Raw genomic sequence first — 18324 nt, forward strand, 5'->3', positions numbered from 1 at the left:
CCGATATATTATCAACGTTCAATAGTTACGAAGACTTTTTAATCTATGTATCTCAAATCATCACTTATACCTAAAGCGATCGTTAGTTCACTCATTTGCATTGTATTCTTCCACCTTTGTTGTCAAGCTCAACAAATAAGGACTGTGGAAACAAGTATTAAGTATTGCCAGTCACAGGCTATCAAGACGTTGAAGCAAATTCCTGAAGGGGACGAAAACGACATACCCAGAAGTATTCAGCGACCCGAAAACAGCTGGCGTTATGTGAACTATAAAGATTGGTGCAGCGGATTTTGGCCCGGTGAACTTTGGTTGCTTTATGAGGGAACCAAAAATAAAGATTTGGGTATGGAGGCCGATCGGTTCACAAGGCAATTACAGCCCCTGGTTAATCATCCGGGGTACGATCATGATTTAGGGTTTCAGATCTTTAACAGCTATGGAAATGGATACAGGCTGACTAAAAATGAAGCATACAAAAAGATCATTCTGACGGCTGCTGACTCCCTTGCAAAGCTTTTCAACCCGAAAGTTGGGACAATTCTGTCCTGGCCCCAAAATGTAAACAAAATGGGGCCTCATAACACGATAATTGACAATATGATCAATCTTGAATTACTGTTTTGGGCTTCCAGGAATGGTGGTCCAAAACGGTATTATAATATCGCAAAAACTCACGCATCAACAACGATGAGAAATCATTTTCGTCCTGACTTCAGCAGCTATCACGTAGTCATTTATGACACGGTTTCAGGAAGGAAAATTAAAGGAATAACGCACCAGGGATATTCCGATTCCAGTATGTGGGCGAGAGGACAATCATGGGCAATTTACGGTTTTACGATGTGCTACCGGGAAACTAAAGATCCGGCGTTTCTAGACTTTGCGCAAAAGGTCGCCAATATCTACTTGAAAAAACTTCCCAAAGATTATATACCGTATTGGGATTTCGATGCACCTGGTGGACCTCAAAAGCCACGAGACGCCTCCGCAGCATGCGTGACCGCTTCTGCCTTACTGGAGCTTTCTACATTTGTAAAAGATAAAGTACTGGCCCGTAAATACCGAATGGTAGCTGAAAAGATGATCGGATCGTTATCATCACCGCAGTATCAAAGCCGAAGCTTGAACCCCGCAGCTTTAATGCACTCCACCGGTCATTTTCCTAATGGCTCTGAGATCGATGCTTCTATTATTTATGCAGATTACTATTATATGGAAGCCTTGTTGCGGCTTTCCAAACTTCAACGTGGATCCAACTTATATCAACCTTTGAAATGAAGAATGTTTTAATTTTTTTTTTGATGCTATGGTTATTGTTTCCTCAACTGGCTCATGCACAAAAAAATCTTCCGGGAGTTATATCACCGGGAGAAATCTGGAAGGATGACCGTGGTCAGCATATACAGGCACACGGAGGCGGTATAATAAAAATTAAGAACCTTTATTATTGGTACGGTGAGGAGCGTAGAGAGGGACTTGACACTAATTTTCGTTACGTCAGCTGTTATAGTTCCGCTGACCTTACAAATTGGAAACATTTGGGTGATGCCCTTAAACTATCAAAACCTGATACCGTGCTCGGAAAGTGGGTCTTAGAGCGACCAAAGGTATATTACAACCATAGAACGAAAAAGTATGTCATGTATATGCATGTCGACGGAAGCGTTAGGAATTTTAAGTCCAACGAACCTACCGTTACTGGCGGCTATAGTTATGCGAGGGTAGGAGTTGCTGTAAGTGATCTGCCCGAAGGCCCTTTTAAATTCATAAGGACTTTCAGACCATTAAACAGGGAAAGCCGTGACATTGGACAGTTCGTGGACGATGATGGACAAGCCTATTTAATATTTGAAAGCCGTCCAACCAAGGGCTTTTTTATTGCGAAGCTAAGTGATGATTTTTTAGATGTAAAGGAGGAAACCTGCTTTATACAAGCTCCTTTGGAAGGCGGTGCAATTGTTCATTACAAGGGTCTGTATTATGTGATCGGCTCTGAACTGACTGGCTGGCGTCCTAATCCCAATAAGTTTGCTACGGCAAAGTCGTTGTCAGGACCGTGGAGCGAATTCTTAGATTTTGCCCCATCTGAAACAAATACCTACTCTTCTCAATCAACCATGATGATCAAGATCTCGGGTAGCAAAAAGACTACCGTTATATACATGGGGGACCAGTGGAAGCCAAAAACTCAATGGGATTCGAGATATCTGTGGATGCCGTTGGAAATTGGTGACGGTAAACTATGGCTACCGAAACCCGCACCTTTTAAGATAAATGTTAAAACAGGGGAATCAAAGGTGTTTACGAACTAACCAAGGCTCGTTTCCAAGTTAAGTTATGCAACTTATTTAATGAAACGTCTCAGAAATATTTAAAAATACCCGACAGGACATTAGACAATTTCTGATGCGTACGACAATGTAAAATGGGGTAATTCTACAAATTTATAATACTGCAAATAAAAAAACAGCCGTTCGCTTAATAATGAAAACACTCACTTGCATTACCCCAGGACAATTATCTTACAAACAAATTGCTAAACCAGAACCCAGAATTGGTTATTCTATAATTCGTGTAAGACGGATTGGAATTTGCGGAACAGATCTCCATGCGTATCAGGGAACTCAACCATTCTTTAGTTACCCAAGGGTCCTCGGACATGAACTTTCAGGTGAAGTGGTTGATGGTATCGATAATTTTCAGGTTGGAGAGAAAGTAACCGTAGTTCCATATTTCAATTGCGGAAGGTGTATTGCCTGCAGATCTGAAAAGCCCAATTGTTGTACTGATATTGCGGTTTGTGGAGTACACATCGACGGCGGTATGGTAGAATTTCTCCAGGTGCCCTCAGATAAACTTATTTTTGCTTCTGAACTGAGTTTTGATGAACTCGCATTAGTAGAGCCACTGGCAATAGGTGCACACGGTGTCAGGCGCGCAAATGTTAAACCTGGTGAATTTGTAGCCGTGATTGGTGCTGGTCCGATAGGATTAGGAGTCATGGACTTTGCACGGATCGCCGGTGGCCGGGTCATTGCAATAGATATCAATCAACAGCGTCTGAATTTTTGCAAGGAAAGGAGCAATGTGCATCATACCATCAATGTGACAGAGGTCAACGCTTTTGATGAACTGAAGAATATCACCAACGGTGATTTTCCGACTGTTGTTATCGACGCGACCGGTAGTCAACGAGCCATAAATGATGGGTTTAAATACCTTGCTCATGGCGGCCGGTATGTACTGGTAGGACTGCAAAAAAATGAAATTTCAGTTAGCCATCCGGAGTTTCACAAACGGGAAGCAACTTTGATGAGTAGCCGTAACGCTACGCGTGAAGATTTTGAATATGTAATGGCTGCAATGAGAAGAAGAGAGGTGGACCCACTTAACTATATTACTCACCGGGTTAGTTTCGATGAAGTGGCCAATGAATTTCCTACTTGGCTTGACCCTGAAAATGGTGTTATTAAGGCGATGGTAAATCTATAGCCCTGTCAACTGATGAAAAAAAGTAATAGTTTCCTGTTAATTTTACTGACCTGCCTTTTTTTACTTGAGGGATTTTTACGAAACCTGGACCTTATAAACTTCTTTTAGATATTAATATGCAAAGCCTACCTAAAATCATCTTTGGAACAAGCAGCCTTGGAAATTTGTATAAAACGCTTGAACACCAGGAAAAAACTGCTATCATAAAAAGTATATTTAAGTATTCAAATGGCCCGGTAGTTTTAGATTCGGCCGGCAAGTATGGTGCTGGATTGGCATTAGAAAGTATTGGAGACGCTCTCCGTGAACTAAATATTAAACCGGGCCAAGTAACCATAAGCAATAAACTTGGTTGGCTAAGAACGAAGCTATCAACCCCGGAACCTACTTTTGAACCTGGAGTTTGGAAAGGCTTAAAATACGATGCTATACAAAAAATCAGCTATCTTGGTATTCTGGAATGCTTTGAACAGGGCCTCGACCTTTTGGGCGGTTATATGACCCAGATGGTATCTGTGCATGATCCGGATGAATACCTGGCTTCCGCAACAAGTACCGAGGAACAAGCCGAGCGATACCAGGATATTAAGGATGCTTATAGGGCTCTGTTTGATTTAAAAGCGGCAGGTAAGGTGAAATCGGTCGGTATCGGAGCAAAAGATTGGAAATGTGTACGGAATATTACGCGTGATATTAAACTTGATTGGGTGATGATCGCTAACAGTATGACCTTACATAGTCATCCAAAGGAGTTAATTCAATTTATGGAGGTGCTCAAAAGAGAACAAATACCCGTAATTAATTCAGCGATCTTCAACGGTGGATTTTTGCTGGGTGGAGATTTTTACAACTACAAATTTGTAAAGCCTGAAGATGATCAGGGAAAAGAATTATTATCTTGGAGAGAACGCTTTTTCAACATTTGCAAATTGTATGGCATTCAACCGGTAGCAGCTTGTATGCGCTTTGCTTTATCTGTACCAGGTACGCATGCTATTGCCTTAGGAACGAGCAGCCCTGACAAGGTTAGATTGAATCTTGAATACATTGATCAAAATATTCCTGAAAGTTTTTGGAATGACCTTGCGTTGAATCAATTAATAAGTTCCAAACTTTTAATCTAATAGATGAATCCTTTCCGCTTCGAATTCAATTACGCAAATCAAAAATAAAGAGATCATTATCGTAATCATTCCTTATATCTATGTCTAAGCTTATATGAATAGGTCGCATTTCATGATGAGATCAGCTTAGAACTGATTGCCTTAGAGTTTTGCATTTCACCTTATTCTTCTGAGATTTGATATAGAAACTTCTACTATAGTTATCGAAGTCAGGAGTTCATTCTTGTGTTTAATAAGCACGACACCTTCATCCTAAGAGGCTACTATTGATATGGCCAATTGCCATAATATTCTGAGAATTCTTGATCAGGCACGGTCACTATAAAGGGGGGGGAATTGCGACCAGATTTACATAGATAATAGGTGAACCAATAGTAAATAATATAGATGTTTTGAATATTAAAATATCCAGGTTCATGCCATTGTTTTCGATGTTTCGAACACACTCGATCGTACTGGTGATTCACATGCTGATGACCAAAAATAAAGCCATACGGTTCAAAATTGGTATATCATACAAGCCGCCCACCAGGTAAGCGAAACCTGCGCCAGAAAATAAGCTTTCGAAGTTTTATGTGTATCCCGGACAAACTCATTAATGTCAAGATTGCCAGAAGCACATCAAAGTTTTCTTTTTCTGGCTTATGAAGACTCTAAAAGGGATAGACACCTACAGTATTTAGCCTTATTGCCTTGGCCATATTTATTTACGTACGCCATGCAGCCCGGGGCATCCGAGGATAACGTATTGTACCAAACATCATCTAACAGGGATCACCATTCAGTAAAAATTAGGACTCCCCAAAGTGAAGCTATAGTTTAATCCCTGGGCATCTGCCTTAACATATATGATTAGCGGGATATTACTTAAATAAAAAATTTTAGTAAAATTCATGCTGATCAAGTTGGGAAAAAGCGCCTTAACTAATAGTCTAAGATATCATGAACAGGTTATCCTGCTCATGTGCCGAATCAAATTTCAAAAAAACTTACAAGATTGTTGCATCTTCCTCAGGCTACTGGTGTTTCACTTTGTAGAATTTAATGGCAAACAAAAGAATTATAACATAACATATGATCGGCAGATAGTAAGCATGTGCTACGTCCTGATCAGCGATCCTACCCATGAAAATTGGGAAAAAGGCACCACCTACAACCCCCATCGAAATAAATGATGAAGCTTGCTGCGTATGGCTGCCCAGATTTTTTAAACCGAGGCTGAATATTGTGGGAAACATAATGCTGAAAAAGAAGTTGATCATCAGCAGGGCAATGAAAGATGGCCATCCCCAGCTTTGCGCCACAATAATACAACTGATTATACTGCCTATAGTGAAGTAAGCCAGCAATTTATTTGGTGCAATAAACCGCATCAATGCCGTGCCGGCAAACCGACCCACCAGCAGGAGCCCCATAAAGAAAAATCCCATGTAAGTGCTCGCTTCTTTATCAGTCATACCCATCTTTTCATGACAATAGTTAATAAAGAATGCCCATGTTCCAGCTTGCGCAGCCACATTGAAAAGCTGAGCAATAGCTGCCGACACGAAATGTCGGTGATGAAATAACTTTCGTGAAGGTACCGGTAATTCTTCCATCTCAAAACCCTGTTTAACCGATACGTGGGGATCAGTTAAGGCTGGAACTTTTACAAATGAAAAAGAGAGGGCTACCAAGGCAACTAATACCCCAAGTACAATATATAATATTTTGATTGAAGAAAGCCCATCAGTGGTACTGTCCCCGGCTGAGCCGAAAACAAAGAAACCACCTATCAGGGGACCCAGCATGGTTCCTAATGCGTTAAATGACTGTGCGAAGTTAACTCGCTGATCACTGGTTTCCTGATGACCCAGAGAAGCCACAAAAGGATGTGCTACGGTTTCAAGAGTCGATAAGCCGCAGCCCACGATAAATAAAGCAAGCCTAAAAAAACCAAAGGATTCTGCATTAGCTGCGGGCACAAATAGAAACGCGCCGACAGCGAATAGCGATAAGCCAAGCATGACGCCCATTTTGTAGCCATACCGTTTCATAAATAATCCTGCAGGAATACCCATTATAAAGTAAGCTCCAAAAATAGAAAATTGCACCAGCCCTGATTCTGCTTTAGAGACATGCAACACTTGTTGAAAATGTCGGTTGAGTACATCTGCCAGCGAAATAGCGACTCCCCAGAAGAGGAAGAGGGAGGTTACAAAGACAAGGGTTACCAGAAACTTTGGTTCGGTAAAAGTAGGTTTATTATTTATAAGCATCTTATTCAGTTTTTTTTTAAGTCTTTTCAGCCCTTTCGCAACAAAATGCCGCTCCAATAAGCGCTGCATTGTCACCCAAAGTGGCAGGGCGAATCAAAATCTCGGGATAGGATTGCTGGATAGCAGAGACAATTTGGGGCAAAAAGAGATGATGTGATTTGGCAATATTGCCACCGATAACAATACATTCCGGTAGATTGTAACTTATTCGGCTTTTGATAAACGTAGCAAAGTTATCCGCGAATTCATCGAAAATAGCCTCAATTACGGGCCGTGAATGCAATGAGCGGACCATATCCCTGACATTTTCGAAGTCATGGAGGCCTTGCCTGCGGCTTGCCGAAAGAAACCAGCGAGAGGAAAAGTAATCATCTGCAATACTTTGTCTGAAAGGTAAACTTCCCCAGTTTGCATCGGCTGTTTTACCGTTATGGCTGGTTGCAGAGCCCATACCTGTACCTAAGGTAAAACCTACTACACGCTGTTGACCGGCCGCTGCGCCACTAATGACTTCACCATGCAAAAATGCTTCGGCATCATTTACAAAAAATATTTCTTCCTGTAAAAAATTGAGTGCAGTGGCCAGATGCTCCCTAACATTTATCTGATAGAGCGCTTCGTATTTGTCCAGTCCTGTTATAAGGGAAACGCCCGCTTCATAATCAAACGGCCCAGGCATGGCGATCGCCAGATGATCCAGATCGCTGCCGGAAAGTTGTTGAACCATTTGCAGGCACGAGATCCACTGTTCTAAAATTTCGGAATGAGAGGCATGGGAATTCACTGGCGAGCGGATCAAAGTTGATTCCAATACTTGCTTCAAATCCATGTCGATCACAGCAGCTGTTATATGTGAGCCACCTATATCGGCACTTAAAATAAATCGGCCATTTTTTCTCATATTATCATACATGTTTAGCATTTTACTTAACAGGTGTGAGGTACATGGCTTCGCCACCCGAGGCAAGCAACTTGATATTCATCACGGTCGCAGAGGTTACTTTCATCTTCTTTACGCTGACATGGGTATTCGTCTTAACAGTAACATCATCCGAATAAATGGTCGCGAGGTATGTTTTTCCCTTTGGTAGAAAGTTAAGGGATAGCGGAAGCGTCCGTGCATTGTTATTGGTCATAGTGCCCACAAACCATTCATCCCCCCTTCTTCTTGCTGTGCTGATATATTCACCTGGCTCCCCGTGTAATACGCGGGTTTCGTCCCATGATGTGGGGATCTTTTCCCAAAATTCTAATTCCGGCTCTCCTTGGTACTGACTCGGTTTGTCATACCAGAACATCGTCTGGATGGGGCTATAATAAACGGCTGCCATGGCTAATTGATGCGCATGGGTGGTTTGGATCCGTTTATTATAATAGCAGATGGTATAATCAGCGGCCCCGGCTAAATATCGGGTAAATGGTAATATGGTGTTATGTGTGGCATCGGGCATTTCTTCGTTACCCCTAATCCCTTCTGCTGTCATGAGGTTAGGCCAGGTCCGCTGTTCACCTGTAGGCCTCCAGTCATCATGGATGTTAACCATTATCTCGTTCGCAGCTGCTTGTTGAATAGCTTTTTCTAACCATGTTGTCCACCGATGTGAACCGACTTGGACAAAGCCGAATTTTACCCCTTTGATTCCCCATTTATGATAAACGGAGAAGAGGCTGTCACTCTGCGCTACCAGAGCCTGTTGATTTACATAAAGCCAAATCCCAACGCCTTTTTGCTTTGCATATTTTATGATCGACTGCAAATCGAAATTTGGGATACCCACCTTGGTCGCATCGGAAGAAAATGAGAGTGGATCACCATACCAGCAGCAGTCGAATAAGATATATTGCAGATGGTGCTGAACAGCGAAATCAATATTGGCGTAGGCATCTGCACTCGTGAGTGCGGCCACGCGCATGATTTTACCTGGTTTGATCCAGTCAGGTGCTTTTATCTGATTGGGCGTATTTAAATTTAACATCAGGTGGCTATTTTCGATCAGAATACCCGGTTTTTCTGCGATCATTATCACCCGCCATGGTGTTTTACAGGGAGATATAAGATCTGCTTTAGAATCCATGGAAGTGACGATGGTATTTTCCTTTGAAGGGCTTAGCTTGAATTTACCACGTGCAAAGTCGACCATTTGGGCCTCAGCTAAAGCAACATACAAACCGTTTGGCAATTTCAGCGTGAGCGGGCGTTCACTTTCTTCCTTCCAGTTTTTTAACGGCACCAGATGGTAAGGTGCCTGAGCCCAGGCTGCATGCCATCCAAGGGTGCCTGCCGGTAGCGAGAACTCTGTATTCTCCGAAGTTATGCTATAATAACTGCCCTTTGGATTTACCGGAAAATCATAACGGATCGCTACACCTTCATTGTATGCACGGATCTCTACATTGATGTTGTAAATCGTGTTATCATCTTTTTGAAGTTCGACCCGTAGGGCATTAAAATGGTCACGAATAACAGACCGTTCGCCGTAAAGCGGCGTCCATGATGTATCCTTATTCAGGGTAGTGAGCTTTTGCACTGTTAGGTTTTCAAACCATTTCGTATGCTTGTCAACCGGAAGCGCCATAGCCTGCTCTGAAAGACGGTTATTTAATTGTAGATCAAGTTCGGACTCATTGATAACGTTCTTTTGATCGAAGTCCACCTTGTAAAACAATGTTTTCTGACCGGTAGGAGAGGCCTTCTGGTAAAATCTGACAGTAAGCTTTTTGTCAGGCGATTGAATTATTCCCTCACTACCTTTTACAATATTTTGTCCTTTTGATGAAACAGAATGAAAAAGCAGTGCTATGAAAAATATTTTGACGATTCGCATATGGATTTTTATTTAGGTTTTAATAATCTATTCCTTGATTAAGAGTAAACACGTTTACAGGATTTCTAACTGTGATAATTGTTCGAGTACCTTTTGGGGGGGGTAAAAAAATACGTATGGTATGGAGTTTAAACAACTGTTCTAAGTCTGAAAAATAAGCCGTGATTCCATGATCCAACTTCAATTGAAGTCTCTCATGACCTTACTTGATTTCGGAACTGAGATGATCACTTTCCATGGTCAGTAAGAGCTCACTGTTCGAAATTCCATGCATTTAAGGTACTTACCCGGCTTCAGCTTTTAAACATTAATTTGGAATTTATGGGGCTAATAATTTCACCTGTTCTCAGCTGCAGAGATGGATAGTAGTCCATCCACATCTTTTTAAGTTTATGCTGCGCTGGATTTTTGACCGTTTTTGATTGGTGCGTTTTTGAAATTGGCATATGTGAGGAATCGCAATTCATTTTGCGTCTTTAGTAAAAATTAGGTTCTGACCCCTAGCATGATGTTTAAAAAGCTGATAGGCTCCTTGAACATATATTAATGGAATCATGGTTGTTGATATCAAATGTAGTATACTAAATCGATTTATTAAAATTTATGTTAATATTTTGAAGTGCTCCGTATTAACTACGTGGTTCGAGAGGTATCTCCGGCTGCATTGGTGCCCTTGATATTATAAACTTTGGTCTTCTCTTTAAAGTAAAGACGCTGTTGATATGGCCAAAGGAATGTTATTACGGTGCTGTACGGGTAAAGTGTAAGGCTCATATTTCTAAAATTGATCTTAACAAAATGTGCTATCAAACCATATTCATATAAACTCAATATATATGTTACTAAATCGTTTAATAATGAAATTTTAAAGTGTTTCGATAAATGCCACATCCTGTTTGAGAAGCGATAATTGTCTCAATCACCGTTATTAATATAATAGTGACATTATTCGAAAAATGGTTTATTCTTAAGTACACAGCCGGGTAATTGTAAAATTACCCGGCTATGTACTATCCAACGTAAACCGGTTATTTATCAGTTGTTATTTGACTGGGTTATGCCGCTTGCAATGCTATAGTTGAACAAAGAATTGCCGGTGGCTGTATTATTGACTACAGAGCCTGTAGAACCCTGCAATACCTGGATGCCACCTTTTGCGTTGTTGTTCACAATGTTATGATTTAACTCAATGTTCTTGGTGACAAGCCCGGCTTCCTGATTCATGATCAGTCCTACATTTCCATTACCATTAATGGTACAGTCCTTTACTTTGAACCCATCTGAATCTGCAGCCCGTATTCCTCTGAAATAATTATCATTTGCAGTACAATTACTTACAGTCACCGAGGTGCAATAGGAAAAATTCATACCGTTACCCGTAGTGGAATGATTTACCTGAGTTGAGCTGACATTGACGTTTTGGCAAGAGCGAATATAGAGATTGTGAAAGTACATCTCCTTGCCCGGTCCAGCATTGTCATGGAAATTACAATTTGTAATTGTTACTCCGTTTACCCTTTTCAAATGTACGCCCATACCTACCGAGGTAACCTGCACATTGTTTATCGCTACATTGGTGTGAAAAATGTTTAGAGATTCGATCAGAATACCATAGCAACTGATTGACTGTACGCCGGTAACTTTCAAGTTTTGAATAGTTACATTGGTCAAACCTTCGTTATTTTGTTGAATAACATTGAAATTCCCTCCGTTTATGGTAGTAGTGGCGTTGCCGGAACCATTTAGCGTCACATTGCTTTTTATCTTAAGGGGACTGGTAATGTTGTAGGTTCCCGACGCAAGATTTACCGTGCCACCACCACTTGCAGAAACCTGGTCAATTGCGTGCTGAATGTTTCCTCCTAAAGGGACGTTTACAATAGCAGTTGTTTTATACCTGGTCGCTTCTGGTGTTTGTGTGCTTTGCTGCTCAATAGTTCCTTTTTTGCAGGCTATCGAAGCCCATGTAAATAAAAGCACCGATAGATGCATTAATGATTTTCTTTCTCATTTCTTTTCGATTTATTTTGGTTGGTTGGATAATTCAGATTACACTGTATTAAATGAGGGGCAGTTGGTTTAATCAACGTTTCGTCTCCCGGGTTTTCATGATTGTTCAGAGACAAAAAACTGCCCCTGTAAATGTGGCTGACACGAGTTTGCTTGACTTTGATGGAAGAATATTTCTTCTGCTATATAAAAATCTCCTTCGACATTCTTCGATAGGGTCAGAAACCGTTTGTGCAGATGTTTAATTGACGAGATTTCACCTGATGTCGCTTTAGAACAATAATTCAAATGAGCGTAGTTCAATGAATCAGTTCAACAACTTTAGATTGTAAAAAGGCGCTCCTATATGCAGTAAAAAAGGGAATAGCCGATCAGGCTACTCCCCCGACATTAATTATTAATATTCATAGGTAAATATACTTAGGTAACTTTTATCTGGTTACCATCCCGGATTTTGTTGGACACCTTCTTTATTGGTCAAAAGATTGATCCATTGTATGGGCAGAGGACGCAGGTTGAATTTTGCATTGCCTGGTGTCATTAGGGTTTGTACGCCACCTGTTATATGCGTCACATCCCAATTATATTTCAAAACCCGCTCCGAAAGTTTACCAGTTCTCTGCAGATCATTCCACCTTGGCACTTCTCCAAATAATTCCTTTGCCCTTTCGTCAAGTATATCGTCTAAGGTAACAGTTTCGTTTTTTTGTAACGCGCCGGCTACTTTCTCTGCCCGGGCACGTATTCTGTTCAAATAAGTAAGCGCATTTGCATTATCGCCTTTTTTCACTGCAGCTTCAGCCGCAATCAGGTAGGTTTCAGCTAATCTATAGATATAGATGTCACGTGTTCCAGAAGCCGAATTGTTTTCATTATAAACAGTATTCGCATCTTTGAATTTCCATACGGGCAGCCAGGTCCTTGTTGTTGAGTTCGTTGTTTGGTATGCGGATTTATAGTAATCATCCTGCGAGAAATCAGCCGGATCTCCAGTAGGGTAATTGAATACTTTATATCGTACGTTGCTCTTTTGTCCATCGCTCCATATGCGGTACTGGTTATCAGTTGGAGTCGGAAAGTATAAAGCAGTGTCACCAACCGGAATAGGAATTGTCTTTCCGTTTATGACAACCGAAGCAGCAATAGTAGCTTGAAACCAATTTTTACCGGTACTCTTACCGTCAATTGAAGTAGCTGTATTTCCATTTAAAGGACTCATGAACGTTACTTCGGCACGCCTGTCCTTTTGCCAATCAAACAACAGGTATGCCAACTTGGTAGGTATACCGGCGACATTATCATTGCCATAAATGGCACTTTTTGATAACCCCGTGTATCCTTCCCGGTAAGGAAAAAGATACCAGGTTGGCCACGCGTTGGTATTATTATTAGCAGAAGTAGAAAAGCCGACAGAAAAAATGATCTCGTTATTGGTCTCGTTCGTCTGACGATGAACAGCGGCAAAATCAGCTTGCAGGGCGTGTCCTGAAGTATTGATCACGTCAACAGCATCATTATAAGCACTGTTGAAATCATCATTGGAGCCATAGTTTTGATAACCTCTGGTGAGATAAACTAATGCACGTAAATGCTTTGCAGCCGCTGCACTGAATCTGCCATAGTTAGCCCCGCTTTGTTTTTGTGGAAGGACAGCTATGGCTTCTGTCAGATCCTTTATGATTTGGGTATAGAATGCTGCCCCGTCGCTTAAGGTCGCTTCTCTCGTTGGTTCAACGGTTTCCTTAAGTATTAAAGGTGCTTTTCCCCAATTCCTGATGATTTCGAATAGGATCATGGCACGCAACGCCTTTGCTTCACCTACGCGCATTGCAAGCACTGCAGGATCAATGCCCTCCGGGGATGCGGTGTTTAGCATCACATTAGGTGCCCTGTCAAGCACAGCATTAATGTTTTTAAGCGCTACGTACAATGCCGACCAATAACCGTAGATATCCGAATTATTGGAGTCGAAATTAACCGTATATTGGTTTAATGGGTTGACCGCTCCGGAGAAATTCTGGGTAACGATGTCCGTTCCAAGCTCGGTTACGCTTTGATAAGATTTACTGTTATAAATGCTTCTTAAGCCGGAATATGCGCTTATTACCAAGCCTTCAAATCCGCTTTTTGTTGAAGCATATTGTGTAACAGAAAGCCGCGAATAATTGGTTTCGTCAAGGAAGCTTTTTTTGCAGGACGATATGGCGCCTGATAGTACAAGCAATGCTATAATTAAATGTTGATATTTCTTTTTCATAATTCATTAATTAAAATGTCACATCAATGCCGAATAGAAAGTTTCTGGTAATCAGGTCTGTTGATGCAATACTCACATTGGCCTGTTCAGGATCGAATCCCTTCCACGATGAAAACGTGAACGGGTTTTGCACGGTACCATATACCCTCAAATTGCTGATTTTTAATTTGCTCGTGAGCGACGTCGGAAAGTGGTAGCCAAGGTTGATATACTGGACTTTGAAAAAGTCAGTTTTTTGTACTACATGTGACACACTGATCAAGTTGCCATTTGAACTTTGATTAACATCGCGATATATACCCATATTGGATGGCTGCCCCATAGAATTGCTCGGGTTTTCCGGTGTCCAATAATCTTTAACTTGGTTGTTTAATGCACCGTTATTATTTTCTAATTGGTACGATACATAGAACTGGTTCCTGTCTCTTGCGCCTGTTTGAAAATACCCTTGAGCAGATAGGTCAAAACTTTTGTATTGAAGGTTGGTATAAACCCCGCCTGTCCAGTCCGGTGTGCGTTTTCCATCAAGGAATCTGTCCTTGTCTTGGTTGATAACGCCGTCATTGTCAAAATCTCTGACACGAAACTGACCAGGTTTCTGGCCGTATTTGGCTGCTTCCGTGGCCTGGTCCAGTTGCCAGATTCCGATCGTTTGTAAGTTCCAGTTGGAACGGATCGGTTGGCCGATAAACCACTTGTTGCCATAATCTCCCATGATGCCTGCTAATTGAGGGGAATATTTGCCCAGGTCTTCCTTAAACCCAAGATCTACGATTTTATTCCTGTTGTAGGCTGCAGAAAAGGTTGTTGACCATCGAAGATCTTTACCCTGCACATTCACTGTGGTCAATGAAAATTCGATGCCTTTATTTCGTGCAGAGCCTACGTTCGCTGCTGCCAGCGACGAATAACCGGTCGTAATAGGAATAGCGGATGGCATGATCAGGTCCTTGGTCAACCTGTTATAGAGCTCGATGCTACCCGAGATCCTGTTTTTAAAAATTCCAAAATCCAAGCCTAAATTGACTTCATAAGTTTTCTCCCAGCTTAAATTGGGGTTTGGAAGATTGCCCGGAGAATTTCCGATAACATCAGATCCAAAAGAATAATAGGTAGGGGAGGATATCAGTTGCGTAGATTGGTAGGGGTCGACAGAATCGTTGCCAATAACACCATAACCTAAACGCACCTTTAAATTATCCAACCATGAAATACTCTTTAAAAATTTCTCTTCGCTGGCACGCCACGCTAATGCAGCAGACGGAAATAATACCCATTTATGCCCGGCTGCCAATTTCGATGAACCATCATAACGTGCACTAGCTGTTAACAGATATTTACTATTCAGCGTGTAATTGACCCTTCCAAGATAAGATGCTAATTGCGATTGTGTGTAGCTTGAGCCGAAACTGGTCATTGTGCCACCCTGCAAGTTGTAATACAGCGAATTGAAGGTTAGATCTCTTGAAGCAGCATTTAAATTATCTGATTGGTTTCTTTGCAATGAGTATACACCCGTTACCTCCAGTTGATGGATGTCTTTGCTCCATTTATAATTGATAATATTATCAAATACCCAGTTTCCTACATTTGCTTTCGCGTACGAGGCTGTCGCGCCGGCGGCTGTTCCCTGGAGTGCCTTAGAGAATACGCCGGTATAATTGCCGGTCGCCGCATTAGTAAAGTAAGGAGAGAACGTGGATTTGATTTCCAGACCCTTTACCGGCCGTAAGGCAACGTAAATGTTGCCTAAAAGATTATTTGATTTAACGTCATTAAATACGTTTTGACTTGTAACCAGCGCATTAAACAGACCATTCGATGAATATTGAAAGGCCGGTGCGCCGGTTACTAAACTATTGGGAAATTGGGTAGGACGCAGGCGGAACATGTCTTGTAAAAGGTCATTGTTACCCAAAGCACGCTTTTCATTGGTGAAGTACATGCTTCCCCCAAAACTTAAAGCTTGCGTCGCCTTGATGTCTAACGAAGCCCGGAGATTATATCTTGTATAGGATTGTGGATACAGCATACCCTTCTCATAATAGTAGCCACCCGATAAAGTATATCGTATTTCTTCATTGCCACCGGTGGCGGAAAGTGTATGACTTGTCTGAGGTGCAGGGTTTGATACGGCGTTTATCCAATCAAAGCCTTGGTGTGTCTTTACTGCCTGAAGTTCTGATGGGTCAGTGAATACCTGATCGTCTGGCTTGTATACATTATTATTGGTCGCCCGCGCGGCTTCTCTTGCAAGCTGCGCAAACTCATCCACATTCATCATTTGAGGTTTGTTTGTATAGTTCCTCACGCCATAATAGCCGTTATAGGAGATTTTTGGTTTACCGGTTTGCCCTCTTTTAGTTGTCACTATGAACACACCGTTTGCACCTCTCGATCCGTAAATAGCAGTAGCGGAAGCATCTTTAAGTACATCGATCTTTTCAATATCAGCAGGATTGATCTTTTCGAGGTCTGCACCGGGTACTCCATCGATGACGACCAGTGGAGCATTTGATCCGGTAATGGAATGAACCCCTCTGATGTCTACTGTAAAGCCGCCACCGGGTTTATTGTTGTTTCGAATGATATTTGCTCCGGGAACAATGCCCTGCATGGATCCGATGGCGCTACTTTTAGCAGTTTTTGTTAATTGTTCAGTGGAAACACTGGCAACGGCTCCTGTTAAATCCGACCTTTTTTGAGTTCCGTAACCGATCACTACCACGTCGCTCAGATTTTTTGCATCTGTTTCCAGGCTAACATTCGCAGTCGGTCCGTTGATCGTGACCTGCTGACTTAAGTAGCCCACGTAACTGATGATCAAAATCCCACCGTTGCCTGCCTGGATTTTAAATTGACCATTCACGTCTGTTACAGTACCCTGGGTGGAGTCTTTTACCTTAATAACTGCACCGATAATAGCTTCTTTAGTTTTTGCATCAACCACTTTTCCCGTTACCGTTTGTTGCGCTAGCAGCAAAGTAGGGCAAAGGGATAGCAGTAGAAATAAAACGTAGCAACCTAGTTTTTTTTCAGGTCTAAAAATTCTCATGTCTACTAATTTGATTTATGGTGTATGACCGCACACAGGCATTCATTACCTGGTGCCATCTCAAGTTGTCGTCAAAACTATTCAACTTAATCGATTTAGTAAACTTTAAGTTGAAATTTGTTATAATGAGATGATTTTATTAGAATGTTTATGTTTTTTTTACTAAATCGATTATTTTATTATTAAAAATCAATTCTTAATAGTTTGAGAGATGAATTAGGGACTCAGGGAAGCCTTAGTTTATAATATAGATTGGTAGAGTTTTCCTGTGATACACGCTACAGGGTCAGAAAATTCACCTTGTTCAGTGGGTATTGAACTTGTTATTAATATAGAGATGAAAGAGCGGTTTGATCGAAGTCACCAGAGATAAACTCATTACATACATCAATAATTTAGAGACTGTAAATTGGTTAATCTGTTAATTGCAATACCAAAACCTAATAATTATATCTTTAAAAGTCTGTCAATGTAGCCCTACTGGGCACAACTTCTAATCAGTTTTTTTCATGATCAAAGCCCTGTCGAGGTGTACATAGCCACCATCAACATGAATTATCTGTCCGGTAGTGTGGCTTGATTTGTTGGAGAGTAAAAACGCAACCATATTAGCGATTTCCTCGGAGCTCGTCATGCGTTGTTGTAAAGGGATCTTCATGGTAATTTCTTTCAATTTAAGTTCGGGATGGAGCATAGAGTTCAACCAACTCTCGTATTGTGGCGTCCAACATTCGGCTACAACAACTGCATTAACCCTTATATCATATTTGAGCAGCTCAACGGCCCATTCGCGCGTAAGGGCGTTACGGCCGCCATTGGCTGCTGCATAACCTGAAGTTTCACCTTGACCGGTTTCAGCAGTTTTTGAGCCGATGTTAACAATGGAGCCTTTGTTTTTTTTTAATTCGGGTAAGGCATAATGAGCTAACAAGTAATAATGCACAAGGTTATTGTGTAACGAGCTTATAAACCCTTCGTAAGTGCCTTTTTCAAGTCCTACACCATCATTTAAACCGGCATTGTTTACCAGGCCCTCTATACGCCCGAAGCGTTGCAAAATGCTTTCTATAACACTTTTGCAGGATTCAGGCCGGTTCAGTTCGGCAACAACCTGAAAAGCCCTGCCACCTTCAGCCTCTATTTCGGCAATTGTATCGCGGTTATCGACTTCGTTTCTACCTACAATTACGGGTATTGCTCCCTCACCTGCTAAAACCTGGCTTATGCCTTTACCAATGCCCTTAGCTCCCCCGCTGACAATTATTACTTTATTTTCGAGTGATAAATTCATTATCGATAG

Annotated in this window: 12 protein-coding genes; 4 read left to right on the forward strand and 8 right to left on the reverse strand. The window is 41.5% G+C overall.

Features of this window, described 5'->3' with window-relative positions; translation table 11 throughout:
* Positions 1–144: 144 nt before the first annotated feature.
* The 4 genes from QE417_RS01245 (at position 145) to QE417_RS01260 (ending at position 4619) form a co-directional block, all read left to right on the forward strand.
* Positions 145–1281, forward strand: coding sequence for a glycoside hydrolase family 88 protein (locus tag QE417_RS01245; RefSeq protein ID WP_311947027.1), 1137 nt, complete (start codon positions 145–147; stop codon positions 1279–1281).
* A complete protein-coding gene (locus QE417_RS01250) occupies positions 1278–2315 on the forward strand; it encodes a family 43 glycosylhydrolase (protein ID WP_311947029.1) in 1038 nt (345 codons plus the stop codon). Before QE417_RS01245 ends, QE417_RS01250 begins: the two co-directional genes overlap by 4 nt.
* 172 nt (positions 2316–2487) lie before the next feature.
* The gene (locus QE417_RS01255) at positions 2488–3495 is read left to right on the forward strand and encodes a zinc-binding alcohol dehydrogenase family protein (RefSeq protein ID WP_311947030.1); all 1008 of its coding nucleotides are present in this window, start codon (positions 2488–2490) and stop codon (positions 3493–3495) included.
* 116 nt (positions 3496–3611) lie between these two features.
* A complete protein-coding gene (locus QE417_RS01260; RefSeq protein WP_311947032.1) occupies positions 3612–4619 on the forward strand; it encodes an aldo/keto reductase in 1008 nt (335 codons plus the stop codon).
* 1016 nt (positions 4620–5635) lie between these two features.
* On the opposite strand, the gene fucP is transcribed toward QE417_RS01260, so the two are convergent.
* The 8 genes from fucP to QE417_RS01300 form a co-directional block, all read right to left on the reverse strand.
* Complete coding sequence (fucP, locus tag QE417_RS01265; protein ID WP_376717518.1) at positions 5636–6946, reverse strand: L-fucose:H+ symporter permease; 1311 nt, start codon at positions 6944–6946, stop codon at positions 5636–5638.
* Positions 6894–7778, reverse strand: a complete 885-nt coding sequence (locus QE417_RS01270; RefSeq protein WP_311947034.1) for an ROK family protein — start codon at positions 7776–7778, stop codon at positions 6894–6896. Before QE417_RS01270 ends, fucP begins: the two co-directional genes overlap by 53 nt.
* A gap of 22 nt (positions 7779–7800) precedes the next feature.
* Entirely contained in the window at positions 7801–9702 is a 1902-nt protein-coding gene (locus QE417_RS01275) for a glycoside hydrolase family 97 protein (protein WP_311947036.1), read from the reverse strand.
* A 633-nt stretch (positions 9703–10335) separates the two neighbouring features.
* Positions 10336–10476 (reverse strand): hypothetical protein, encoded by a 141-nt coding sequence (locus QE417_RS01280; protein WP_311947038.1) that lies wholly within the window; start codon positions 10474–10476, stop codon positions 10336–10338.
* 261 nt (positions 10477–10737) lie between these two features.
* Entirely contained in the window at positions 10738–11682 is a 945-nt protein-coding gene (locus tag QE417_RS01285; protein ID WP_311947040.1) for a right-handed parallel beta-helix repeat-containing protein, read from the reverse strand.
* Positions 11683–12151: 469 nt separating this feature from the next.
* Positions 12152–13969: a RagB/SusD family nutrient uptake outer membrane protein gene (locus tag QE417_RS01290; protein ID WP_311947042.1), complete on the reverse strand. Its 1818-nt coding sequence runs from the start codon at positions 13967–13969 to the stop codon at positions 12152–12154.
* Positions 13970–13979: 10 nt separating this feature from the next.
* Positions 13980–17024, reverse strand: coding sequence for a SusC/RagA family TonB-linked outer membrane protein (locus QE417_RS01295; RefSeq protein ID WP_311947044.1), 3045 nt, complete (start codon positions 17022–17024; stop codon positions 13980–13982).
* A 493-nt stretch (positions 17025–17517) separates the two neighbouring features.
* On the reverse strand, positions 17518–18315 hold the full coding sequence (locus QE417_RS01300) for an SDR family oxidoreductase (protein ID WP_311947046.1): 798 nt from the start codon (positions 18313–18315) through the stop codon (positions 17518–17520).
* Positions 18316–18324: the final 9 nt, after the last annotated feature.

The sequence above is a fragment of the Mucilaginibacter terrae genome (genome assembly GCF_031951985.1).
Taxonomy (GTDB): Bacteria; Bacteroidota; Bacteroidia; order Sphingobacteriales; family Sphingobacteriaceae; genus Mucilaginibacter; species Mucilaginibacter terrae_A.

Excerpts from the sequence above, each read along its gene's own strand:
- QE417_RS01250 (WP_311947029.1), top strand. The coding sequence starts at position 1,278 with ATGAAGAATGTTTTAATTTTTTTTTTGATGCTATGGTTATTGTTTCCT.
- QE417_RS01255 (WP_311947030.1), top strand. The coding sequence starts at position 2,488 with ATGAAAACACTCACTTGCATTACCCCAGGACAATTATCTTACAAACAA.
- QE417_RS01260 (WP_311947032.1), top strand. The coding sequence starts at position 3,612 with ATGCAAAGCCTACCTAAAATCATCTTTGGAACAAGCAGCCTTGGAAAT.
- fucP (WP_376717518.1), bottom strand. The coding sequence starts at position 6,946 with ATGCAGCGCTTATTGGAGCGGCATTTTGTTGCGAAAGGGCTGAAAAGA.
- QE417_RS01270 (WP_311947034.1), bottom strand. The coding sequence starts at position 7,778 with ATGAGAAAAAATGGCCGATTTATTTTAAGTGCCGATATAGGTGGCTCA.
- QE417_RS01275 (WP_311947036.1), bottom strand. The coding sequence starts at position 9,702 with ATGCGAATCGTCAAAATATTTTTCATAGCACTGCTTTTTCATTCTGTT.
- QE417_RS01280 (WP_311947038.1), bottom strand. The coding sequence starts at position 10,476 with ATGAGCCTTACACTTTACCCGTACAGCACCGTAATAACATTCCTTTGG.
- QE417_RS01290 (WP_311947042.1), bottom strand. The coding sequence starts at position 13,969 with ATGAAAAAGAAATATCAACATTTAATTATAGCATTGCTTGTACTATCA.
- QE417_RS01295 (WP_311947044.1), bottom strand. The coding sequence starts at position 17,024 with ATGAGAATTTTTAGACCTGAAAAAAAACTAGGTTGCTACGTTTTATTT.
- QE417_RS01300 (WP_311947046.1), bottom strand. The coding sequence starts at position 18,315 with ATGAATTTATCACTCGAAAATAAAGTAATAATTGTCAGCGGGGGAGCT.